Raw genomic sequence first — 24024 nt, forward strand, 5'->3', positions numbered from 1 at the left:
ATTTTAAGCTTGTTTTAAAATTTAATGATTATTAATTTTATCATTCCTCACAATACTCAACCCATCATCAATCAAATGTCCAACTTGAGGTTTGTTTTGTTTGATTGATTCTAGGTGGTTCATGATTTTTTCGCTTAATTCTCTTTCATTTCCAATTTGGGCTAGTTCATAAAGTTCAACAGGTAACAACCAATCATTTGGATGCTCATCTATAAGTTGCTCTAAAACTTTCGTTCTTGATATGGTTTTGTTTGTGCCTTCTCGATAATCTCTAACTTGTTGGTATAATACTTCAAGAGCCAATTGTTCTTTAGATTTTTCAATATGAATGGTGTTTGAAGAAGTTTTGTGTGTTATTAAATCAAAACTACTCAAATCAGCAGGTCCAGAAAAGGCAGAAACAATATCTTTTCCAACAGCCATATCATAATTACCCCATTCAGGTTTAAATAATATAGTTTCGTTGTGTGTAACGGCGCAGTTTTTAAAACTGATAAGTATAATTTTACCTTGAAGGTTTCGTTTTCCAGTAATAATTTCTCCAGAAACCTTAATGCCACCTTCAAATTCTAAGTTTACAATGCGTTCTTCGTAAATATTATAAGCAGCTAAATCTCGCGGACTCATATCTTCAATAGCAAGGTTAATCCCTTTTAATTTTCCGATAGGAGAACCAAAACCCTCTAGATGTGAATGTGTACCTTGGCCAACAAGTTCTTTTTCGCGATAAGCTAAAGCAGTTTTTCCAATAGTTTGAATATAAATGGGTTTGCCTTCGTGTTCAATAGTATGATTAAAAACTCCAGAAATTTGAAGCCCTGTACTCAGTTCGATTGTTCCTAATGCGTTTGATTCTATTAGCTTATTAACTCCAGAAAGACCGCCTCTACGCAGTGCCATAGTGTTTGCATATTCCTCCAATATCAAACTTAAATTTGCAAAATCTGGTGTTACGTATAGTTGTGGTTGTGGTTTGGTAATATCAAAATCTTTATACGTAGCATTAATATTATAAGGTAGTTTTATAACTTCGTTGGTCATGCACCAAGCACTTTCACCTATTGATGAAAGCAGACCTGCTCCATATATTTTTGGGTTTTCAAGGCTTCCAATTAAGCCATACTCTACGGTCCACCAATGTAAGTTTCTAATGAGTGCCATTTCACTGGGTTCTCCCATATTTTTTTGTAAAGCTTCTACTTTAGCTTCCGCGGAAGCGATATCATCTTCTTTGGAAGTTGGAGCTTCTTTTATTATGGATAAATACCTTACGGCTTCATATAATTCATAATCTTTTGCTGATGAAATCGCTTTGCTTCCAATTTCTCCAAAACGCCTTAAGTACTCAGCATACTCAGGGTTTGCGATAATAGGAGCATGTCCTGCACCCTCATGAATAATATCTGGTGCAGGGGTGTATTCAATATGTTCTAATTGTCGGATATCGCTAGCTATAACTAAAACATTGTAAGCTTGAAATTCCATAAAGGCATTTGGAGGAATAAATCCATCAACAGCAACAGCTGCCCAACCTATATCTTTTAAAATACGGTTCATGCCATACATATTTGGAATACTATCAATTGAAATACCTGTTTGTTTTAAGCCTTTTAAGTAAGAATGATGAGCAACAGTGCTTAAGAAATCTACATTTTTTCGCATAACATATCGCCATACTGCTTGATTAATAGCAGAATAATCCTCATAATTTTGAGGTTTTATAAACTGTTTCAAATGCTTTGGTAGCTTTTGAAGAATTTCGTTAGATTCAAATAATTTCGACATCTTTAATTTTTACATGTAAATCCTTTATAAAAATACGAATTATTCACTATATATCGTGAAATTTAGGTTTTCTTTCAATATTAGAACCTATTAGTTTATTCTGTTTAAGAAAACCTTAAAGATTTCCATATATTTAGAACACCTAATTTTTTAATCAAACTTCATGTATACTAGACGAATATTTCCTGTAAGAGGTGTTTTAAAATGGACGCGTAGACATATTTTTTTGTTTTTATTAATTGCGCTAATACCAGTTGTATTATTTGATGTTGTTGGGCTAAAGTGGTTGCATGTGCCATGGTTACCATTAGGTGTTTTAGGTACCGCTGTGGCATTTATTGTAAGTTTTAAAAATAATGCGTCTTATGATAGGTTATGGGAGGCTCGAAAAATTTGGGGCGGTATTGTTAACGCTTCTCGTTCTTGGACAATTATGGTTAAGGATTTTATTGATAATACACATGCAAAGAAGAAAAGAACAGACACGGAATTACAAGCTATAAAACGTAAATTGGTGCATAGGCATGTAGCTTGGTTAACAGCTCTAAGGTATCAATTAAGGCAAGATAAGCCATGGGAGATGCATTTAAAGCAAGGAAAACAAAATGCAGAATTTAGAAGCAATCATTTTAGAGTATGTGAAGATGAAATTATAGTGGAAGATGCCATTAAAGACTATCTTTCTGAAGATGAATTCAAAGAAATATTTGCAAAAGGAAATCAAGCCTCTCAAATTTTAGGAATTCAGTCAAGACATCTAAAAACACTTATGAATGAAGGTTTAATTGAAGATTTTAGGCACATGGAAATGGCAAATATGCTTGTTGAATTTTATACCTTACAAGGAAAGAGCGAGCGCATTAAAAATTTTCCATACCCAAGGCAGTTTGCTACTTTAAATTATCTTTTTGTATGGATATTTATTATTCTATTGCCGTTTGGAATTATGGAGGGTTTTGAATCTATTGGCGACCATATTCTAGAAGATTTAGCAAACCATCAATCTCATACTTCTCTAGGGCATTTAATACAAGAGTTTATAGCAAAGCATTTTGTGTGGTTTTCTATACCCTTTAGTGCATTAATTTCTTGGGTGTTTCATACCATGGAAGCTATTGGAGAAAATACAGAGAACCCTTTTGAAGGTGGACCAAATGATATTCCTATTACAGATATGAGTAGAGGTATAGAAATTGATATCAGACAACTTATAGATGATACCGATATCCCTGAACCTTATAAATGGGAGAATGATATTGTGATGTAATTACTTATACTTAAAAATTTAGTTATAAAATGTTAAAATTCTACTAAAAGTAGATTTTGTCTACTTTTAGTAGAATTTTTTTATTACTTTAGTAACATATGTAAAAATAAATATTAACCCATTAAACCTTATCATTATGAAAAATTTAGTTTTATTAATTATTGCTGGCGAACCATTACAAAAACTTAACCCTCATGAAAAACAAAAGAATTAAAGTTTACGAAAATGACTTAAAGAACATAATAAGATTATTAGAATCTGGTGGAGAAGAATCAATTTCCGAAGCGATTGAAAATTTAAAGGTGATAAGTAAAGATTATGATGTTTTTGAAACTCAAGAATATCAAAAAATTCTTTTCAGAACTATTTTAGAATTTATTATAAAATATGAAACACCAGATAATATGCCAATCGATGTTTTACTTGGTTTTGTTAATCATTTAAAAAATATATTAGGAATTTAATAAAATAAATAAAATGACTTACAACATAGGCAAAGTCATTAAGGGTTTAAGAGAAAGAGAAAATCTCTCAATTATTGAACTGTCTAAAAAAACAGGCATAGCTAAATCTAGTTTGTATCACATAGAAGCTGGAACTAAAAATGCTTCATTTAAAACTTTACAAACTCTATCTGTAATTTTAAACGAACCTTTACCCTTGATGATAATGACTGCATTTGCAGAAAGTAAAGAAGCTGATGATATAAAAGAATTACTAGAAAAATATTACTCTAAAGAAAAAAAAGGAATCCACTATTAAAGGGATTCTTTTTTTGTGTCAGGAGGATATTTCTCCATGATTTTGGTAACAAATTCTTTTATTCGGGCTTCTTTCTTATCCATATTTCTGCTTAAATAGCCTGTGCCCATACCTTGCCACACTAATTCTTTTTTATCTGCATCAATAAGATCAATATATAAGTGCCCTTGAACACTTGTGGAAACTGCTGGTTGATTATTCCAACCCCAGCCCCAACCAGGACCAAAGCCACCCCAAGGGCCCCATCCGCCCCAGCCCCAGGCGCCAGCACCCCAGGCATTATTGTAAACATTTACACGTTGTTGCGATTTTGTAAATAAACTTACTAAGATATCTGGTTTTTCAGATTTTGTAAAACCTTTAGCTAAAAGTTCGGCTTCAATAGCTCTTAAAATTCTGCGCTTATCTAAATCGCTAATTTCAGCTTTATCTATTCCTGTTTTAAAAAAAGCAAAGGTTTTGTAATCGTTAAAAGTTGCCTCTCTGTCGTAGTCTGCAGCTACTCTAATGGAGCTACAAGATGATACCACTATAAACAATGCTAAAAGTGGTAATGTTTTAATAATTTTTTTCATAATACAATTTTTTAGGTTGCCATAGCTGTATAAAAAGTATATTCTTAGCAGCTTTTTTTTAATAACTTAGTATGTAAATATTATCAATAATCATACCAAGATACTTGTGTTTTTACAGGGTATAGTTACTTTTTTATAGAGTTAGTCGCTTTGTTATAACCATAAGGGCAATGCCTACAACCACTTTGACAGCAATAACCACGCTTTAAATGGTATTGTTCGGTAAAACAACGATAACCTTCTGGTGTTAGGTAGTAGTCGCCTTCTTCAATGGGGATAATCTTTTTCATTATTAGCAAAGATAATGTAAATTGGATTGATTTTTGAACGTGTATAATCATGGTTTTTATCTCAAAATATTTAGTGCCAAAAGGTTATACTGGAATAGCCATCTTTCCTTTTGTTTTTTTAAAATATAAAGCATTAAAATTGAATAGTGTTTTGATTAATCACGAGAAAATTCATTTAAGGCAACAGGTAGAATTATTGCTTTTGCCATTTTATGTATTCTACTGTATAGAGTTTTTATTCAAGTTAGTGCAATATAAAAGTTGGCAAAAAGCGTATAGAAATATTTCTTTTGAAAGAGAAGCTTATTTCAATGAAGCCGATTTAGAATATCTTAATAATCGGCCTTTTTGGAGTTTTTTAAAGTACCTTCGTAGTCATGATATTTAAGCTTGAACATAGTGTTAATCAGCGGATAAATTTATCAAATAAAACTGTTGAACTTTATATAAAACGTGAGGATAAAATTCATCCTTTTGTTTCAGGAAATAAGTACAGAAAGCTTAAATATAATCTTGATGCAGCTAAAAAACTTGGTTTTAAAACCTTACTTACTTTTGGTGGTGCATTTTCAAATCATATAGCTGCTGTGGCAGCAGCAGGGAGTTTATTAGGATTTAAAACTATTGGAGTCATAAGGGGTGAAGAGTTAGAAGATATGGTGCCTACTAATGCCACTTTAAGTTTTGCAAAAGAAAAAGGGATGCAATTTAAGTTTGTTACCAGAGAGTCTTATAGAAATAAAACTTCAAAAGCGTTTTTAAAGAATTTAAAGGATGAATATGGAGTGTTTTATACAATTCCAGAGGGAGGGACAAATGCCCTAGCTGTTAAGGGGTGTGAAGAAATTTTAACTCCTGATGATGAGGTGTTCAATTATGTTTGTTGTGCAGTAGGTACTGGCGGGACAATTTCGGGACTTATAAATTGTTCAAAACCCAGTCAACAAGTTTTAGGTTTTCCTGCTCTAAAAGGGAGCTTTTTGAAGGAAGATATTAGTAAATTTGTAACGAAAAACAATTGGAAGTTAATTACTGATTATCATTTTGGGGGTTATGCTAAAATAAATGAGAAATTAGTAACGTTTATCAATCAGTTTAAAAAAGATTTTGATGTGCCTTTAGATCCTATTTATACAGGAAAAATGTTATTCGGGATTATGGATTTAATTGATAATAATTATTTTTCAAAGGGGTCTAAAATACTTGTAATTCATACAGGAGGATTGCAGGGTATTGAAGGTATGAATGTTACTTTAAAAAGTAAGAAGTTATCTGTAATCATTTAAAATAATGAGTAGATTAGTTGTTGTTTTGTTTGTATCGCTTATGGTATTTAGTTGTAAATCTAAAAAAGGAATTGTAACTAAAAAACCTAATGACACGGTAACACCTGTAAATAAAAATGAAAACGATAAAGTTGAAAAACCAACTAAAGTTTATGCCAATAATACCGAGCGTTACATAGATATACACAAAGTTACTGCACAGCAAGAAATGAGTTTGTATGGTATACCAGCGAGTATCACTTTAGCACAAGGAATTCTAGAATCTGGCTCAGGAAAGGGTAGGTTATCTGTTGAAGCAAATAATCACTTTGGTATAAAGTGTCATGGTTGGTCTGGAAAAAAGATTTATCATGATGATGATGAAAAACAAGAGTGTTTCAGAAAGTATAAGGATGCTAAATATTCTTTTAGAGACCATTCGTTGTTTTTATCTGAGCGAAAGCGTTATTCGAAACTTTTTAAATTAAAAAAAGAAGACTATAAAGGTTGGGCAAAAGGTTTGAAAGCAGCTGGATATGCTACCGATAAAAAATACCCACAAAAGCTTATTAGTTTAATTGAGCGTTATAAGTTGTATGAGTTTGATAAAGAAGTTATGGGTGATACTTATGTTAAATATAAAAGCCCCGAGGTTAATGAGGCAGTGACTTATACAGTTGTTAAGGGTGATACTTTGTATTCTATTTCCAAACGCTATAATATTTCAGTAGAAAAACTTCAAAATATAAATGGTTTACGTGATTCAGCTTTAAGTATTGGGCAAGTATTAGTTGTAAAACCATCATCAAAAAATTAATAAGAATTCATGATTTATAAGAGAAGCAGTGCGTTGTTCGCTGAAGCAGAAAAAGTGATTCCAGGAGGAGTAAACTCTCCGGTTAGAGCGTTTAAAGGAGTTGGCGGAACTCCAATTTTTGTTGACGAGGCTAAAGGGGCTTATTTGTATGATGCTGATGGCAATCGTTTGATTGATTATATCAATTCTTGGGGACCTATGATTTTGGGGCATGCCCACGAACCTGTTGTAAATGCAGTTGTTGAAAAAGCTAAGAAAGGAACATCGTTTGGGATGCCAACAGAAATTGAAACTCAAATTGCAGAATTAGCGGTGTCTATGGTGCCCAATATTGATAAAATTCGCTTTGTTAATTCTGGAACAGAGGCTTGTATGAGTGCGGTGCGTTTAGCAAGAGGTTTTACAGGGAAGGATAAAATTATCAAGTTTGCAGGTTGTTATCACGGGCATTCGGATTCGTTTTTAATTCAAGCAGGGAGTGGTGCAAGCACATTTGGGACACCTAATAGTCCGGGTGTTACACAAGGAACCGCTAAGGATACGTTGCTGGCTAGATATAATGATATTGATAATGTATCTGAGCTTATAAATTCTAATAAGAATGAAATAGCCTGTATTATCATTGAGCCTGTTGCCGGAAATATGGGGTGTATTCCACCTAAAGAAGGCTTTTTGCAAGCATTAAGAGATTTATGTGATGCCAATGATATATTATTAGTTTTTGATGAGGTGATGACGGGATTTCGTTTAGCTAAAGGTGGTGCACAAGAATTGTTTGGAATACAAGCTGATATTGTATGTTTTGGTAAAGTGATTGGTGGTGGGTTGCCAGTTGGTGCCTTTGCTGCTAGAAATGAAATTATGAACCATTTAGCGCCTTTAGGGCCTGTATATCAGGCGGGAACACTAAGTGGGAATCCATTGGCAATGGCAGCTGGATTAGCTATGCTTACAGAATTAAATACAGATACTGATGTATTTAATAGGCTTAAAGAAAAAACAGTGTATTTGCACGAAGGTATTGCTAAAGTTTTGAATGATAATAGTATCATGCATACTATAAACAGAGTAGGTTCTATGATTTCTGTGCATTTTGATGAAGCAGATGTTATTGACTTTGATACAGCTGCAAAAGGCAATAATGATACATTTAAAAAATTCTTTCACGGTATGCTAAATGCTGGGGTATATATAGCTCCTAGTGCTTTTGAAACTTGGTTTTTAACAGATGCATTAAGTTATGAGGATTTAGATTTTACTATAGATGCTGTAGATAAAGTTGCCAAAACATTAAAGTAACCCTAGGATATTGTCTTATATCATTATAACTTAAGAATGGATTGCTTAATTGATTATATAAAATCTCGAACTAATATAGAACAAAACGATATTGATTTAATCAAAAAATATTTTGTTTATGAAGAAATTCCAGCGCAAACTAGTCTCCTAAAAGCAGGTAAAGTAGAACGATATGTTTATTTTTTAAGTCATGGTATTGTAAAAGGATATCAAAATATTGATGGAAAGATTGTTGTGCAACATTTAGTTGCTGAACATGATTTTTTTACATCTTTAGATAGTTTTATGACTGAAACACCCTCGTTAGATTATTTCGAAACTATTACAAATTGTAAGCTTGTAAAAATTTCGAAACCAGATTTTGATATTTTACAAAATGAGACTGAGTTTTGGAGTGCATTTGTAAAAGAAATTACCAATGAACACTTAAGTTGTAAGCTACAGCGTGTTAAAGATTTTCAAATATTAACAGCTAAAGAGCGTTACCTAAAATTTGTAAATCAACACCCGAAATTAGCTTTAAATGTTTCTATTGATAATATCGCTTCTTTTTTAGGAATGGAGCCTCAATCTTTAAGTCGTATTCGCAAACAAATCGCTTTCTAACAAATGTTATATTTAAATCCTTAGTAGTTTTTGAAATTTGCTCAAATTAAATACACAAGCATGAGCAGCGAAATTTCATTAGTAACAGGAGGAAATGGACATTTAGGTAACAACTTAGTTAGGCTTTTACTTTCAGAAAAACTAAAAGTAAGAACAACAGTCAGGAATCTTAGCAATAAAGAACCCTTTAAAGGATTAGATTGCGAAGTTGTTCAAGCTGATATTACCGATAGGAAATCTCTAAGAAAAGCATTTCAGGGAGTTACTAACTTATATGCAGTTGCTGCAAATTTTAGTTTGTGGGCTAAAAATCCTAAAGCAGAAATTTATGATAATAATATGCAGGGAACCCAAAATGTGTTCGATATTGCAAAAGCATGTGGTATTAAAAATATCGTATATGTAAGTTCAGTTGCTAGTTTAGATTTTACAATATTGCCAGCCAATGTCGCTAATGGGTATAATAAAGATAGAAGAAATTGGTATTATAATTCTAAAAATGACTCAGATAAATTAGCATTAGAATTGGGAATAAAATACGCCATTAGAACTGTTCTAGTTTTACCTTCTGCTATGATTGGTTCTATAGCTTATAAATTAAGTTATTCTAATAACCTTGTGTTACAAGTTTTAAATGGAGAAATACCTGTAGATACCAATATTACTTTAAACTGGGTAGATGTAAAAGACGTAGCTTTGGGGATGTATAGCGCAATGATGAAAGGTAAGGATGGTGAGAGGTATATTTTATCTAACGAGATGCATACAACATTACAAGAAAGTGTAAAAATAGCTTCTGATCTGTATCCTGAACTAAAATTAAAAACTCCTAAAAAAGCACCAAAATGGGTGTTATATTTTACTGCTAGTTTAATGGAGTTTAGTAGTAAAATTACTGGAAAAGAACCTCTATTGCAAAGGCATTACTTGGATATGTTTTATGGTTTAAAGCAAGATTATGATATAAGAAAATCAAGGAAAGATTTAAATTTTAATCCTAAGTCCTCAAAAAAGGCTTTTGAAGATGCTCTAAAATATTTAAAAAATGATTGGAAAGAAAATAAAATATTATAGAACCATACAATGATAAATAAAAACGCCTCCTAAGGCTATAGAAGGCATTTTTAACATCAATTAAACTATAATCAAAATAATAAAATCGTTATTGCTTTTTCTTTCCTTTTGCTCTTTTTTCTCCTTTGTCTTTTCTTTTCATAGCCATACGAGCTTGAGCCTTTTCCCATTTTGCATATTGCTCGTCGTTTAAAATATCTTTCATTTTTGCCTTCATAGCAATTTTATGGTCTAATTTAGCATTGGCCATTTTTAAACGCTCTTCTTGTGATGGTTTTTTAAATTCTCCATTTTCTTTTTGGGCTTTACGTGCCTCCATCATGGATTTTCTTTTGGTAGCGTTTTCTAGATTGATTTTTTGAATCTTGGCTTGTTGCGATTCGTTTAAATCTAAAAATAAGGTCATTTTTTTTGTTTGCAGTGTTGCAATTTCTTCGGCAGAAAGATTCATCATTTTATTGGCTCTTTCTCCTTTGTTTCCTTTTTTGTTATGCTGTTGCGCAGTAGCTTGCAATGCGAACATAGCTAATGCAAGAATTAAAATTTTTCTCATGGTATTATGTTTTTATTGTGTTTGTTCTTTGGACTTTTACTTTTTAAAAAGGTTTAATTACTATTCATATTTTAACGTGACATTAACACTATTTGAGCATTTTGAATGTGGAAACGGATTTGCGTAAGGAGTTGATTGGTATGTTTGAAAGCCCCAATGAAAGAGAGGTTTAGTAGTGAAATATTAATCTTCACGAATTTATTAATTTAAACAGAAATTAGTTAGTAAAGCCACTCTTGCGGTAACATCAGGATTACTTTAAAAAAGGGATTTTTAAATTAATACCTGTTTGTAAATCTGGAGCATTATTTACCAAAAAATCTTGTTTTAGAAAAAGGTTGAGCAAGAATTTAGGCGTGCCGTATGTGTAGATAAAATTCCAAGTAACTAAAGGTTCGTAAAGAGTAAAAACACCGTTTTGCCATCCAGCATTAATTTCGCGCCATTTACCTAGAAGTTTAAAGTAATCGGTTTCGTCTTTTTTATTGTAACGTGATTGTGCTTGATAGTTTATGCCAAAAGCGTTGAAGTTGCCTTTTTTTGTGTATTTGGTAATTTCAACTTCTCCTTCAACAGTCCCAAGGTAGCGGTTGTTACCCAAATCAATAACATCTTTAAAATTGATGAGATTTTTTCGAAGTATGTTGGCTCCGAAGGCAAAATTTAGCTCATAATTATTTCTCAGAGGGAGCTTTTTTATAGCATTAGCAGACAGACCTGCATCTATTGAAGCATTGAACCTAGATGTGTTCCAGCTTAAATGCGTGCCAAAATTTAGATAAATATTTTTGGTTTTATTGATGTTGAGTTTGGGGTAGTAGTAATGACTAAACTCGAAACCGCCAATAAAAAAAGCGTTGTTATTAAGGTTTAGTGTACTTCCATTTCTGTCTTGATAAGTAAAATTAACTTGATTTAAACCGTAGTAACGTCTACCAAAAGGGTCTTCACCTCCTGCAATGTTTGAATGAAACCACTCAATGCTTTCATCACTTGTAAATAATGAAAATGGATGTTTTCCTTTGGTAATTAGGTAACTACGCATATTAATTGCTAACTCGTGTTGGTTATTTATCGGGAAAGAAGCATTTACTCTAAACTCTTTAATAACTGCATCTATAACAATATTCATGTAATCTGCAGGAGTAATATCTTGGTCGATGAAATTAAAAGGACGGTCATGCCATTTAATTTTACTTAATTGTTGGCGAACCACTGGGTCTTTCGGTAAATAGGCTTCCACAAAAGGATGGAATGTGTTTCCGCTGGAATAGTTGAATGATAATGTTGGGGTTTTGGAAGGAATATATTTAAAATTTGTATTAATTCTAGAACTAAATATTCCAAAGTGATGTGTAGATAAAAGGCTGGGGTTTTGAATGCCATTTTTTATTGATAAGCTATCTTTTTCTTGAGCAACGATAACGAAACTACATAAGCAGAATACAATAAAAAGTTTTTTTCTAAGCATTGTGTAAAAATAGATAAAGTTTGAGTAATAAGTAATTTAGGTATTGTTTAATTCTTTTTGTGCTTGAGTTATTAACTGTAATGTAGCTTTGTATAAGCCTTCATTATTCATTTTGCTTTTTAACCAGCTGTAAAAACTTATTACAAAAATATCTTCTTTGTGTGTTTCTAACCAGTCAAAAGCATTTTCAACTTTATTTTTGAAAGCTTCTGAAGTAACTTGTTTTGGGTTCTTGTAATACATTTCAACTAAGCCTAAATATGTTATTACTCGATCTTGTTTTATACTTTTTAAGTAAGAGTAGTAACTTCTTTTGAAGCTCCGAAATTTAGATTCAGCTAAATTTATATTTTGTGACTCTATATGAAGTAAAATTTCAACTAGATTTTTTTTAATAACCCACTCAATTCCTGCTTTTTCTTTATACCATTGGTCTGAATGTTTGAATTTTGAAAGTAGATTATGTGCTTTTTTAAAATTATTTTTTTGAAAGTGAAATACAATTAAGCTTAAATGGATATCTAACAATCCCTCTGTGTCTTGATGTTTATTATCAATAATAGGTTCTAGAATTTCTATAGCATGGTCTTGTTGGTTATTGTAGTTTGCGTTTAAAGCTTTTAGTAGCAGGTGTTTTAATTTGAATATGCTATAATACTTCTTTTTATGTAAAAGCATTTGTTGAAGCATAAGTTCTAAATAGAATAAGGATTCTTTAAATTTTTTATTTCTGAACAAGGTGTTGGCTATAGCGTATAAAATTTGAATATGATAATAGCCTTGTTTTTCTGTGTTTTTATTTGTGAGTATAGAATGATAATTAGAAATTAAAAAGGGTTCTATTTTTAAATAATCTTTGGTTATAAATGCTGAAATACTTGAAATAGTAACTAATTGGTATAATGCTTTAAATGATATAATATCGTTTAAATTTATTTTATGTGCTTTTAAAGTATTATTTAAAATGGTTTGAAAATCCAATACTTTAGCTTGATATGAAATACTATTTAAGGTTTTCTTGATTTTAGCATAAACAATATTGAGTTCGTCTTCTAATAGACTGTTTTTCTGATTGTTTTTTAATTTTAAAGAAAGGGAGTCTATATCTACCAAAGGGTATGCATGAGCAAACTGAATTTGAGTGTTGTAAATTTCATTTAAAAACGGAAATAAATCATGTGCTTTAGCCAGTTTTTCTGCTTTGTCTAAAATCTTATAAGCTATTTTAAAATGTTTTTGTTGTAAAAAAGATTTGGCAGCTAGTATGTATTTAATGATTTGCATGTCTGTAGAATTCTCTTCTTGGAGACTTTGGTTTGCTGTAAAATCTATTAAAGATTCATATAAGCGTTTTCTTAAGGCGTGGTAAGCATCTTTTTTCTGACTGCCATAAAGTGTCTTGCAAATAGTATTTGAGTTTTGTTCTTTTTTTAATAGAAGTTTAAATAATGCAACGTTTTTGGTGTCATTTCGTTTGTTCTTTTTTGTTAAATATGAGATGAATTTTTGTTGTTCTTCGGTAGAAAAAGTTAAAATTATTGTATTTAATTCAGTCATTTAATAATCAGTAAATAATTTTTATTGTCATTAAATATAATTATTTATAGTGTATAAGTAATTTTTATATCGTCAGTTTTTTAAAAATATTGTGTTTTTATGTGCTATTGCATTTCGCAGTTTTGTATCAGAATCATTAAAAACAAAAAAGATGAATTATCAAACAACAGTTTCAATAGATGAAAAATCAAAAGAAACAAAAGTTAAAAAAGAAATTAAAGTGTATGATCAAAAACCAACAGCGGCATTCATAGGAGCTTCGTGGACTGCTTTGTTAGTTGGTATGACATCGTATTGTATTGGTTTGTGGAATGCGGATATGATGCTTAACGAAAAAGGGTATTACTTTACAATATTGCTTTTTGGTTTATTCTCTGTAATCTCTGTTCAAAAAGCAGTTAGAGATAAAATGGAAGATATTCCTGTAACTGATATTTATTATAGTATTAGTTGGTTTACAACCATGGCTTCTATTGTACTTCTTGTTATTGGGCTTTGGAATGCCGATTTACTTTTAAGTGAAAAAGGATTTTATGGGATGTCTTTCCTTTTAAGTCTATTTGCCGCTATTGCTGTACAGAAAAACACTAGAGATGTGCAATATATTGAGAGGAATGATGATGAATCTAAATAGTTTAAATAAGGTCTCAAAGCAAAAAATATAATGGGTTGTTTTGATGATTGGTTAGTTAACCCAAAACCTCGTGGCTTTTTGGTTGCGAGGTTTTAAAATAAAATAATTGATGATTTATGAAATCAAAACTTACTAAAGAATTGTTGAAGTTTTCTTCAGAAAATTTAATGCCTTCAGTCCCAGATACGAGAAGATTTCTTGAACTTTTAGCAGTTGTATTTACTGCATTAGGGAAATTCATTTTCATGGATTTACTCGATTACAGATTGTTTTATGTAGTATTTGCGATATTATGCTGGAGTCTTTACATTTTGGCTAGATGTAAGAAAGAAAAAGATGTTTTGAAGTATTGGGGGTTCAGATTCGATAATTTTAAAGAAACTTTAATGATGATTCTTCCTTTTGGTATTTTAGCAATAATATCTTTTCTAGTTATTGGATATAATCAAGGTACAATCAATTTAAGTTGGCATATTTTTCCTATTTTGATTACATATCCACTTTGGGGTGTAATGCAACAATTTTTAACTATTGGTCTAATAGCAGGAAATTTAAATCATCTCAAGAGTGTAAAAATCAATAAGGTTTTAATTATAATATTTACTGCGGTGTTATTTTCCATAGTACATTACCCTTCATTATGGCTGATGATTGGCACATTCTTCTTAGCAATTTTTTACGGTATTGTGTATTTAAAAAATAATAACCTTTATGTTATGGGGCTTTTTCATAGTTGGTTAGGTGCGTTTTTTTATTATACAGTTTTAGACGAAGATCCATTTAAGGATGTTTTCTTAAAGCTTTTTCTCTAAATTCATTTATTGTATATTAGTAATTAAACAGTTTTAGTAATGCCATATTGGTTACATATTCTTGTAATTGTTCTAATTGTGTATGTCACAATTAGTATTGCTTTGTATTATTTGCAAGATTACATGTTGTTTAAGCCTGAAAAGTTACCTAAAGACTTTGAGTTTTACTATGAAAATCAAGATATCGTAGAGTATAATCTGGAAACTAGAGATGGAGCTACTATAAATGGTATTTTGTTTAAACCCAAAATCCAATCAAAAGGCATTGTTTTATACTTAAAAGGAAATTCAAAAAGTATAAAGGGTTGGGGGAAGTTTGCAGTAGATTTTACCAGACATGGCTATAATGTTTTGATGGTTGATTATCGTGGGTTTGGTAAAAGCACTGGTAGGCGTTCTCAAAAAGCTATAAAACGAGATTTACAAGAGGTTTATAATAAAATAAAAGAACGCACAACTGAAGATAGAATTATATTGTATGGTAGGTCGCTGGGTTCAGGTTTTGCTGCAAAATTAGCATCCATGAATGATCCAAAAATGTTGATTCTTGATGCACCATATTATAGTTTAACCAAAGTTACGGCACGTTATGCACCGTTTATGCCACTATCACTACTTATAAAATATCCTCTACCCACATACAAATGGTTAAAATATGTAAAGTGTCCTATTCATATCATTCATGGTACAAATGATAATTTAATTCCATATAAAACTAGTGTGAAATTATCAAAAGTAAATCCAAAACTTACCAAGTTGCATACGGTTATTGGTGGCGGACATAAAAATTTGAATAACTTTGAATCCTATCACAAAATGATTCATGAGATTTTAAATAGTAAGCCTCAAAGCATCGATTTATCAACCACAAGTATTCATGTTAAACATTCCTCAAAACCAACTAAAACAAAAGCTTAAAAGGGCATTTGTTGTTTTAACTACAATTTATCTTATGGTTGCATCGGCATTGTATTTTTTTCAAGAAAAGTTATTGTTTTTGCCTACTACTTTAGAACAAGATTATCAGTATCAATTTTCTTATTCTTTTGAGGAATTATTTCTGAAGACTGATGAAACGGCTATTATAAACGCCATTCATTTTAAAATTGAAAAACCAAAGGGTGTGGTGCTTTTTTTTCATGGAAATGCAGGAGATTTATCGCGTTGGGGTATTTTAGCTGAATATTTTGTTGAGAAGCAGTATGATGTATTGGTTATGGATTATAGAACTTACGGAAAAAGTACAGGTAAGCTAAGTGAAGCGGCGCTTTATAATGATGCTCAATACTGTTATGATTATTTAAAGACAATGTATATTGAAGATGAAATTATTGTTTATGGACGTTCTTTGGGAAGTGGATTAGCTACAAATATTGCTTCAAAAAAAAATCCAAAACAACTTATTTTGGAAACCCCTTATTATAGTGTTTTAGATGTGGCACAATATAGGTTTCCTATGTTTCCTGTAAAACAACTTTTAAAATATAAACTCCTTAGTTATCAATTTATAAAAGATGTTAAGTGTCCTATTTTAATACTTCATGGTACTAAAGATCAAGTGGTGCCTTACCAGTCTGCAAAAAAACTATATGAAGCTTCTCCAAAATTAAAAACCACTTTTGTGACTATTGAAGGTGGAACCCATGGCGACTTAAGTGCTTTTGAAATTTATCATCAGTATATGAATAAAGTATTGAAATGAGTAATTTAATCAACTTCAATGGTAGATAGATGATAAACCGGGATTCCTGTATGTGTTATGCCTTCAATTTTTATTGCGTATCTGCTTTTTACATCACTTGTGTAGAACGAAACTTCTGCTTCAGTTGAAGCTTGGTTTAATACAATTTTAGGTTCCCAATGTAAAGTGGTTCTTATATCTTGATAATTACTAAAATTTTCAAATTCATCACTATAATTAGGGGCATAAAACTCTCTTGTTGAATAAAATCCTGCTACGCTAAAGTTTGTAATACCGGGGCTTCTTTTTACATTCTGATTGCTTGAAAACGAACCAGTTCTTGAGTAAATGGCTATAACACCATTTGCGGAATTCGGAAAAATTGCTGCACGCGGGCCATCTAGTACATCAATAAAATCAACATCATCACCAGTTAAAAATAAAATATCCTCCACTTGAACATTCTGGCCATCTAGTAATATATTAGCTTGTCCTTGATTTCTGATTGAAATATTATCGTCAAAAGCCACAACAGTAGGTAATTGATTTATTAGATCCATAACGTTATAAATGCGCTGATCTTCATTTTTAGACAAATCTAATCTCTGATTTGGATTTCCATATAATGTTTTTTCTCGTATTTCTTTGTTTCGTTCTTCTTCTTCTTTTGATGTGTTTTTGGCAGTAATAACTATTTCATCTAACTTAGTTCTTGTTTTAGAGAATTCTGTATCAATTTTTAGTTTAAGTTCTGTTTGTTCTAAGTAATTTATCAATTTAGTTGAATCCTTGATGTTATTAAAGATATAGTTGTAGATTGATTTATTTATTGGAGGACTATTTTTTAACTGATCATTTAATCCAATATCAACAAACCTATTAAGTTTTTCATGATCAGAATTAAAATCTTTTACCCGTGCTTCAAGCATAGCTTTTATTGTATCATTGAATATATAAGGTCCATATCTAAAACGTCCATTTGCATCTGCTTGCATACTTTCTTGATGCATATTTTTTTGCATTATTGTTAGTCGTGTTGCTGCAGAGATTTGTTTTCTAGAGCCTTTTAAAGCGGTTGTAATACCAGAGATGTAAAGTCCTTTTTCTGGTTTGAATTTTGGGTTTTTATTAGGTGTATTGTAGAGTAGTTCTTCCCATTTAAAACGTCTCCAACCATGTGTTAACATAACTAAATCTAGAAGATACCTTCTTTTGTAATCACCCTTTTTTTGGAAAAAATAACCAGGGTCTTCTATCTTGCCTCTTAAATCAGAGTTTAATAAAAGATAGGTTTTTATGTTTTCATCTTTGGTATCATGATTAATGGCATTAATATCGGTAACGGACATGGATAAGTTACCGTATTGCGGACTATTAATATTATCAGTTAAATTGATTTTCATGGTAACCTTATCTCGAGTTGCAGGAGTTGATTTATCAAGAGAGATGTTTACATCAACATCGTCTTCAGGATTGTCAATATAAACTAATCTTTCGCAGACAGGTTTTCCAGTGCTATCAAACAAAGTGAAATTGGAAACACCATCTTTTAGAAATTTAGTATCTATTCTAATTCTTTGAGAGGTGGTATCTTGAGTTTGTAAATTTTCATATATTAAGTTTCCTCTTTGATGAGCTACTAAAAATGTATTTTTTAACCCAAGAGTTGTGTTTGAGGATAGTTGTACAATAATTTGCTTCCCATTATTTGAAATCTCCAGATTGTAACCAGAAGGTAGTGTCTTTGGTAATGGATATTTAACTTCATCGTCTTTGATAATAATACTAGCAAAATAACTTTTATTTGTTTCAGGTGTAAATTTTATTAAACCTAGGCCAAATTTGTAAGTTTTAAAAGTTGTTATAATTTCATTGTCAGAATCTTTTATTACTCCCTCTAAAACATCATCATCTTTAAAGTTTTTGCCTTTTACTTTTATCGCTATTTTTGAAGGGATATTGTCTACTAAATAACCACCTTCTGGATAAAAACCAATTTCAAGATTTGATTTTATTGAGTTTTTTGATATTTCAAAATTTTTACTGGTGTCGCCATTAAAAGTTAAATTCTTTTTTGATGTATCTAGTACAGGAATATTAGTTTGAAAGAAATAGTCTTGCTCTTTATTGCGCATATAATTGCTATAAGCTCTAAGTGTATAATTTCCGGGTTCCCAACGTTTTCTTAATTTGAAATCACCAGCAACACTTAAATCAGTAACACATAATTGTTTTTTAGAAACAATACTGTCTTTACTATTTATTAATTCAACATAAACAACATTGCTGGTATTAGATGCTTTGTGTGATATACCGTTAACCAAATAAGAACTATACCAGATATCATCTCCTAATGCATAATAAGGTTTGTCTGTTTGTATATAAATTTTTTCCGGATAATTATTACGGTAATTTTCAAGCTTTTCAATAACAAGTTCTCTAAAATTATTTACCAGAGTGAAGGATACGAAAATTAAAATCGAAATAAATAAGGATGCTTTTTTAATCATAATTGTTGTAAAGATTATCTTTTCTATTAATATGGATGTAGATTTTTGTATTAATTAATTCTTAAATATTTTTGACTACATTCATCTATATTAGTTTAATTTAACGAGCTTTTTTCTTAAAAAATTAACATACAGAATTTCTAATCTTAAAGAAAGACTAAAATGTTGATAGATGTTGTTAAACATTTCTAAAATACTTTTACGGTTTAAATTAAATTCTTCTATTTGTACAGAGTTTAGTTTAAGCAATATATGGTTAGTTAGAAAAAGCAGTAAAGTTAAATCTTTGCTGCTTTTTTCTTGTTTGTGTTTATCGTTTTAAGGTGAAATAACCATTAAAAGACTTCTCTATATTTTCATCATTGTCAATGTAATGGACGGTAAACCAATAACCAGCAGTAGGCATTGGTACATTATTAAAAGTGCCATCCCAACTGTCATTATTTTTTCCAAGTTGTTTTAATAACTTCCCATATCTGTTAAAAATAAATATTTTATTAATTATTATTGATTCAATATTTCTTATATACCAATTATCATTAATGCCATCACCATTTGGTGTAAAGTAAGGCGAATAACCCGCTGAGATTTTTTCAATAAGAGTTTCGTTACATCCCTCAAAATCAATAATATAAAACCTATTTAAACCGAAAGGTATATTCTTGAATAGAGAGGAGGTTTGATATGCTCCGTCATTAAGTCTATATCTATAGTTATTAGGTTCAGAAATAACAATTCTGGCAGTTTGATTAGGGGAAAATTGTTTAGAAATAACAACTTTAGCATCTATTGATCCATTGGGATTTTCTCTAAAAATTTCTATGGTATCATTAATAGTGGTTGAGCAATTATTTTGTTCAATAATGAAATTAGAATATACGCCATCAGAAAGACTAGGAATAACAAAGTTTCCAAATTCATTTGTAGAATAATTTACAGCTGGTACGATGATATTATCGTAGTTATAACTTATGGTATAAGTTTCATTAGGTTTTAAACCAGCAACAAGTATTTCGCCGCTACCAGGACCACATAAACCTTGGTCTATTCTCGATATATTACCGATAATAGGAGGATCAAAACTTGTGTTAACATCTTCTAAAATGTAGTAATAGGTGAATTCTATATTATCGTAAGGACCTATATCTCCTAAGTTGAATGCAATAGATATAGATTGGTCTATACTCTCAGAGCGATCACCTACAGACGAATTTAAAGAAATACCATTCCAAACATCAGAAGCAGATCTATTACTGAAGCCTCCATATGCTACTCTGGATCTTCTATCATTAGCATAAAAACTTATATGAGAACCATCAGTATCACCTATAAATGGTTCAGGAGGTTGAGATGCTTTAATTAAACTGATGTTTTCTGGTAAATCTCCTTGAGAAAATAAAAGTATATCTGTTCTAAATTCGTATGGGTGGCCAATGGCTTGATTATTATCAGGGTCTACATTATGCATAAAAAAAACATTTCTTTTTAATTCATCCGAATCATTATACAGAAATGTTGTCATTTTAATAAAAAGCCCATCTTTTGTTAAGTTAAAGAAACGTTTTATTTGCAAGTTATTTACTGATCCTTCCCAAATTAATTGAGAAGATATATCAAAACAACTAGATGTTATTGTGCTAGCAGAAGTAACCTCACCTATAATATCGTAAGATTCTTTTTTGTTAAGGCTGTTGTTGCTGTAATTTATGCCATCTATCTCTATGGTAAAACCTTCTTCTGCATTTCCTGGAGCAAAATAATCTCCATCATAATCAAGCCAACCATCTTTTTGTGGGTTAGCAATAAACCCAAAAAGGTTATTGAAATTCATCTCCCTATTATCATGAAAACTATTTGGTTTATTACTTGTGTTTGCTCCAAAACTACCTATGTTACTAACACCAATTTCAACAAAATCTCCTCTTGCCCAACCTTCAGCATCAATTACTACAGCTTCAACTTGGGAGAACGATAGTTTTAAACACAGTATTATAAGTATTTGGGATAATTTTTTCAATAAAAGCTATTTGAGTTGAATGAAATTAATAAAAAAATAGCTACAAAAATTATACCATTTAACTTTTGTCTTGAAGTTAATTTTCAAACTATTTAGTCTTTTAAAAGCTTTTACATCTAAGGGGTAAGGGGGTTAGTATGGTTTTTCGATATAAAAAAATTAAAGTAAAGCCTTAAATTATATTAACAAATAAGCCTTCGTCAATTTTCTCAACTTTAGCTAAACTATTTTTAGTCAATTCTTTAATGGATTTATCCCATTTTTTATTAGATAAACCAGATTGGGTTTTCAAATCTACAAGTTCAAGTTTTTTAGCTTTTTTCAAGATTTCTAAAATGCCTTTAGCCTCATCACTTACAGCAACAGCCTTTTTTTCAGGTCGCATTTGCGGAAAGAATAGTACTTCTTGTATAGATTGGTTATTGGTTAAAAACATAATCAATCTATCCATGCCTATTCCCATACCAGACGTAGGAGGCATACCGTATTCCAAAGCACGTAAAAAATCATGGTCTATAAACTCAGTAGCTTCATCATCACCCTTTGCAGCTAATTTTAATTGGTGTTCAAAGCGCTCACGTTGATCAATAGGGTCGTTAAGTTCAGAATAAGCATTTGCAATTTCTTTACCACAAACCATAAGCTCAAAACGTTCTGTTAATTCAGGATTATCTCGGTGTTCTTTACATAACGGACTCATTTCTTTCGGATAGTCCGTAATAAAAGTTGGTTGGATATAATTGCCTTCACACTTTTCGCCAAAAATCTCATCAATCAACTTGCCTTTCCCCATCGTCTCATCAACTTCAACACTTAAATCTTTGGCAGCTTGTCTTATTTCACTTTCACTTTTTCCAGTTATATCAAACCCAGTAAAGTGTTTTATAGAATCAGCCATGGTTACTCTGGCGTAAGGTGCTTTAAAATCGATTTCATAATCTCCAAAAGTTGCTTTTGTAGAACCATTTACAGCAACAGCACAATGCTCAAGTAAACGCTCACAGAAATCCATCATCCAGTTGTAATCTTTATAGGCTACATATATTTCCATAGCCGTAAACTCAGGGTTGTGGGTTCTGTCCATTCCCTCATTTCTAAAGTTTTTAGAAAACTCATAAACTCCATCAAAACCACCAACAATTAATCGTTTTAAGTACAATTCATTAGCAATTCTCATGTACAAAGGTACATCCAAAGCATTATGATGCGTAATAAATGGGCGCGCCGCAGCACCACCAGGAATAGGTTGTAACACAGGTGTTTCAACTTCAAAATAACCAGAGTCATTAAAAAACTGGCGCATTGCATTAAACAATTTTGTACGCTTTACAAAAACCTCTTTAACATGTGGGTTTACTACTAAATCTGCATATCTCTGTCTGTAGCGCTGCTCAGGGTCGGTAAACGCATCGTAAACTTTACCATCTTTTTCCTTGGGCAAAGGCAAAGGTTTCAAGGCTTTACTAAGCAATTTAAAGTCTTTAACCATAACGGTTTTTTCGCCTACTTTAGTTGTAAATAATTCGCCTTCAATACCAATAAAATCACCATAGTCTAAAAGTTTTTTAAACACGTCATTGTATTTGCTTTTATCCTCGCCAGTGCAAATTTCATCTCTATTAAAATATACTTGTATGTTTCCTTCGGCATCTTGTAACTCAGCAAAACTTGCTTTTCCTTGTACTCTTATCATCATCAATCGTCCAGCAATCACCACCTTTTTTGCCACCTCAAAACCATCCTTTACCTGTTTAGAGGTATGTGTTACAGGGTATAAATCCGCAGGATAAGGGTTAATCCCTAACTGGCGCAATTTTGCTAACTTCTCTCTTCTTACAAGCTCTTGTTCAGATAATTGTGACATGATTTAAATTCTAAGTAAAAATTTTTAAGGCACAAAGATAAACATTTGATTTCCTTTTCTAGTTGATTGATTTATGATTTTTTTGGGCGTTACCGCAAGGGTCGGGCTATTCGTTATATCTTTTTAAAACGTCATGGTGAAGAAAGAACAACCGTAACAATCTGTTAAATTTAAGTTTCTAAGTAAAATGTTTTTTCAAAGGTTTTAAAAAGGATGCCACTACTATCCCTAACGCAAAGTGTAACAAACAACAAGCTTTTACGTCAAATAGTTAATCATCAATTAAAATGAATCAAAAATGAGTTTCTGGAGAGTTTTACTGTCTATTATTTGCCCACCTTTAGCCGTTATCGATAAAGGGTGTGGCTCTATTATTATTGTCTTCTTATTATGGCTTTGTGGTTGGGTACCTGGCGTAATAGCTGCATTAGTTATACTTAACAATCCAAAAAATTAAAATATAAAAATATCGTAATTTTGTAGGCTATGAATAAAAAAATAGAACTACAAGATTTAGGTTTGCAAGATTACAAAGCGGCTTGGGATTACCAAGAAAAGTTGTTTAAAGGTATCGTTGATTCTAAAATTAAAAATAGGAGAGAAGGTGCTAATTTGAAAACCAATAACTATTTTTTGTTTGTAGAACATCCTCATGTGTATACCTTAGGTAAAAGTGGCAATATGTCTAACTTATTAGTTGATGAAGTTCAATTAAAAGCTAAAAGCGCAACATTCTATAAAGTAAACCGTGGAGGAGATATTACCTATCATGGGCCAGGTCAAATAGTAGGATACCCTATTTTGGATTTGGATAATTTTTTCACAGACATTCATAAATACTTGCGATTCTTAGAAGAAATGATAATCCTAACACTTGCTGAATACGGTTTAAAAGCAGAACGTAGTTCTGGAGAAACAGGAGTTTGGCTAGATGTAGGAACACCATTTGCACGTAAAATATGTGCTATGGGAGTTCGTGCTAGCCGTTGGGTAACCATGCATGGTTTTGCATTAAATGTAAATGCAGATTTGGGTTATTTCGACTTAATGATTCCTTGCGGTATTCGAGGTAAAGCAGTAACCTCTTTAAATGTAGAACTTGGAAAAAAGCAAGTGGATGAGACTGAGGTTAAAGAAAAATTACTAAAACATTTTACAACGCTTTTCGAGGCAGAGTTTATTTAA

At 31.3% G+C, this 24024-nt stretch carries 24 protein-coding genes; 15 read left to right on the forward strand and 9 right to left on the reverse strand.

The window, feature by feature from the left end; all coding sequences use genetic code 11:
• Positions 1-21: 21 nt before the first annotated feature.
• Entirely contained in the window at positions 22-1785 is a 1764-nt protein-coding gene (locus tag Q0772_RS07550) for an aromatic amino acid hydroxylase (RefSeq protein WP_298342308.1), read from the reverse strand.
• A gap of 163 nt (positions 1786-1948) precedes the next feature.
• Here Q0772_RS07550 and Q0772_RS07555 point away from each other — a divergent pair, with 163 nt between their 5' ends.
• The 3 genes from Q0772_RS07555 to Q0772_RS07565 all read left to right on the forward strand — a co-directional run bounded on the left by Q0772_RS07555 (position 1949) and on the right by Q0772_RS07565 (position 3814).
• A complete protein-coding gene (locus Q0772_RS07555; protein WP_298342311.1) occupies positions 1949-3052 on the forward strand; it encodes a bestrophin family ion channel in 1104 nt (367 codons plus the stop codon).
• Between the two features lie 194 nt (positions 3053-3246).
• Positions 3247-3516 carry a hypothetical protein gene (locus Q0772_RS07560; RefSeq protein WP_298342314.1) on the forward strand — a complete coding sequence of 90 codons (270 nt, stop codon included), beginning with the start codon at positions 3247-3249 and terminating at the stop codon, positions 3514-3516.
• 13 nt (positions 3517-3529) lie between these two features.
• Positions 3530-3814, forward strand: coding sequence for a helix-turn-helix transcriptional regulator (locus Q0772_RS07565; protein WP_298342319.1), 285 nt, complete (start codon positions 3530-3532; stop codon positions 3812-3814).
• Here the strand turns inward: Q0772_RS07565 and Q0772_RS07570 are convergent.
• Positions 3811-4389: a DUF4136 domain-containing protein gene (locus Q0772_RS07570; protein WP_298342322.1), complete on the reverse strand. Its 579-nt coding sequence runs from the start codon at positions 4387-4389 to the stop codon at positions 3811-3813. The genes Q0772_RS07565 and Q0772_RS07570 overlap by 4 nt on opposite strands.
• A gap of 125 nt (positions 4390-4514) precedes the next feature.
• Positions 4515-4679: a DUF5522 domain-containing protein gene (locus Q0772_RS07575; protein ID WP_298342324.1), complete on the reverse strand. Its 165-nt coding sequence runs from the start codon at positions 4677-4679 to the stop codon at positions 4515-4517.
• A 49-nt stretch (positions 4680-4728) separates the two neighbouring features.
• Here Q0772_RS07575 and Q0772_RS07580 point away from each other — a divergent pair, with 49 nt between their 5' ends.
• Genes Q0772_RS07580 through Q0772_RS07605 form a run of 6 tightly spaced genes read left to right on the forward strand, consistent with a single transcriptional unit; the run spans position 4729 to position 9740 of the window.
• Positions 4729-5067: a hypothetical protein gene (locus Q0772_RS07580; protein WP_298342327.1), complete on the forward strand. Its 339-nt coding sequence runs from the start codon at positions 4729-4731 to the stop codon at positions 5065-5067.
• The gene (locus tag Q0772_RS07585; protein WP_298342330.1) at positions 5057-5965 is read left to right on the forward strand and encodes a pyridoxal-phosphate dependent enzyme; all 909 of its coding nucleotides are present in this window, start codon (positions 5057-5059) and stop codon (positions 5963-5965) included. The genes Q0772_RS07580 and Q0772_RS07585 overlap by 11 nt, the downstream gene beginning before the upstream one ends.
• 4 nt (positions 5966-5969) lie before the next feature.
• The gene (locus tag Q0772_RS07590) at positions 5970-6761 is read left to right on the forward strand and encodes a glucosaminidase domain-containing protein (protein WP_298342333.1); all 792 of its coding nucleotides are present in this window, start codon (positions 5970-5972) and stop codon (positions 6759-6761) included.
• 9 nt (positions 6762-6770) lie between these two features.
• Positions 6771-8060, forward strand: a complete 1290-nt coding sequence (gene hemL, locus Q0772_RS07595; RefSeq protein ID WP_298342336.1) for a glutamate-1-semialdehyde 2,1-aminomutase — start codon at positions 6771-6773, stop codon at positions 8058-8060.
• Between the two features lie 36 nt (positions 8061-8096).
• Positions 8097-8666, forward strand: coding sequence for a Crp/Fnr family transcriptional regulator (locus tag Q0772_RS07600; RefSeq protein WP_298342339.1), 570 nt, complete (start codon positions 8097-8099; stop codon positions 8664-8666).
• A gap of 60 nt (positions 8667-8726) precedes the next feature.
• Positions 8727-9740 carry an NAD-dependent epimerase/dehydratase family protein gene (locus tag Q0772_RS07605; RefSeq protein WP_298342342.1) on the forward strand — a complete coding sequence of 338 codons (1014 nt, stop codon included), beginning with the start codon at positions 8727-8729 and terminating at the stop codon, positions 9738-9740.
• A gap of 88 nt (positions 9741-9828) precedes the next feature.
• Here the strand turns inward: Q0772_RS07605 and Q0772_RS07610 are convergent, their stop codons facing one another.
• From Q0772_RS07610 to Q0772_RS07620, 3 genes are all read right to left on the reverse strand, one after another.
• Positions 9829-10293: a hypothetical protein gene (locus Q0772_RS07610; RefSeq protein WP_298342346.1), complete on the reverse strand. Its 465-nt coding sequence runs from the start codon at positions 10291-10293 to the stop codon at positions 9829-9831.
• A gap of 253 nt (positions 10294-10546) precedes the next feature.
• The gene (locus tag Q0772_RS07615) at positions 10547-11764 is read right to left on the reverse strand and encodes a hypothetical protein (protein ID WP_298342348.1); all 1218 of its coding nucleotides are present in this window, start codon (positions 11762-11764) and stop codon (positions 10547-10549) included.
• 36 nt (positions 11765-11800) lie between these two features.
• Positions 11801-13321 (reverse strand): hypothetical protein, encoded by a 1521-nt coding sequence (locus Q0772_RS07620; protein ID WP_298342351.1) that lies wholly within the window; start codon positions 13319-13321, stop codon positions 11801-11803.
• Between the two features lie 151 nt (positions 13322-13472).
• Between Q0772_RS07620 and yiaA the strand changes: the two genes are divergently transcribed.
• The 4 genes from yiaA to Q0772_RS07640 all read left to right on the forward strand — a co-directional run bounded on the left by yiaA (position 13473) and on the right by Q0772_RS07640 (position 16469).
• Positions 13473-13955 (forward strand): inner membrane protein YiaA, encoded by a 483-nt coding sequence (yiaA, locus tag Q0772_RS07625; RefSeq protein ID WP_298342354.1) that lies wholly within the window; start codon positions 13473-13475, stop codon positions 13953-13955.
• A 116-nt stretch (positions 13956-14071) separates the two neighbouring features.
• Positions 14072-14767 (forward strand): CPBP family intramembrane glutamic endopeptidase, encoded by a 696-nt coding sequence (locus tag Q0772_RS07630; RefSeq protein ID WP_298342357.1) that lies wholly within the window; start codon positions 14072-14074, stop codon positions 14765-14767.
• A gap of 39 nt (positions 14768-14806) precedes the next feature.
• Positions 14807-15685, forward strand: coding sequence for an alpha/beta fold hydrolase (locus Q0772_RS07635; protein ID WP_298342360.1), 879 nt, complete (start codon positions 14807-14809; stop codon positions 15683-15685).
• 34 nt (positions 15686-15719) lie between these two features.
• Entirely contained in the window at positions 15720-16469 is a 750-nt protein-coding gene (locus Q0772_RS07640) for an alpha/beta fold hydrolase (protein WP_298342362.1), read from the forward strand.
• A 5-nt stretch (positions 16470-16474) separates the two neighbouring features.
• Here Q0772_RS07640 and Q0772_RS07645 read toward each other — a convergent pair whose 3' ends face one another.
• The 3 genes from Q0772_RS07645 to lysS form a co-directional block, all read right to left on the reverse strand.
• On the reverse strand, positions 16475-18958 hold the full coding sequence (locus Q0772_RS07645) for a hypothetical protein (protein WP_298342365.1): 2484 nt from the start codon (positions 18956-18958) through the stop codon (positions 16475-16477).
• Between the two features lie 310 nt (positions 18959-19268).
• Positions 19269-20975: a T9SS type B sorting domain-containing protein gene (locus tag Q0772_RS07650; protein ID WP_298342367.1), complete on the reverse strand. Its 1707-nt coding sequence runs from the start codon at positions 20973-20975 to the stop codon at positions 19269-19271.
• Between the two features lie 172 nt (positions 20976-21147).
• Positions 21148-22839, reverse strand: a complete 1692-nt coding sequence (gene lysS, locus Q0772_RS07655; RefSeq protein ID WP_298342370.1) for a lysine--tRNA ligase — start codon at positions 22837-22839, stop codon at positions 21148-21150.
• A gap of 298 nt (positions 22840-23137) precedes the next feature.
• On the opposite strand from lysS, the gene Q0772_RS07660 reads away from it, so the two are divergent.
• A complete protein-coding gene (locus tag Q0772_RS07660) occupies positions 23138-23296 on the forward strand; it encodes a YqaE/Pmp3 family membrane protein (protein ID WP_019388284.1) in 159 nt (52 codons plus the stop codon).
• 29 nt (positions 23297-23325) lie between these two features.
• Complete coding sequence (gene lipB / locus Q0772_RS07665) at positions 23326-24024, forward strand: lipoyl(octanoyl) transferase LipB (protein ID WP_298342373.1); 699 nt, start codon at positions 23326-23328, stop codon at positions 24022-24024.

This window comes from uncultured Algibacter sp. (assembly GCF_947490405.1).
In the GTDB taxonomy this organism is placed as follows: domain Bacteria; phylum Bacteroidota; class Bacteroidia; order Flavobacteriales; family Flavobacteriaceae; genus Algibacter_B.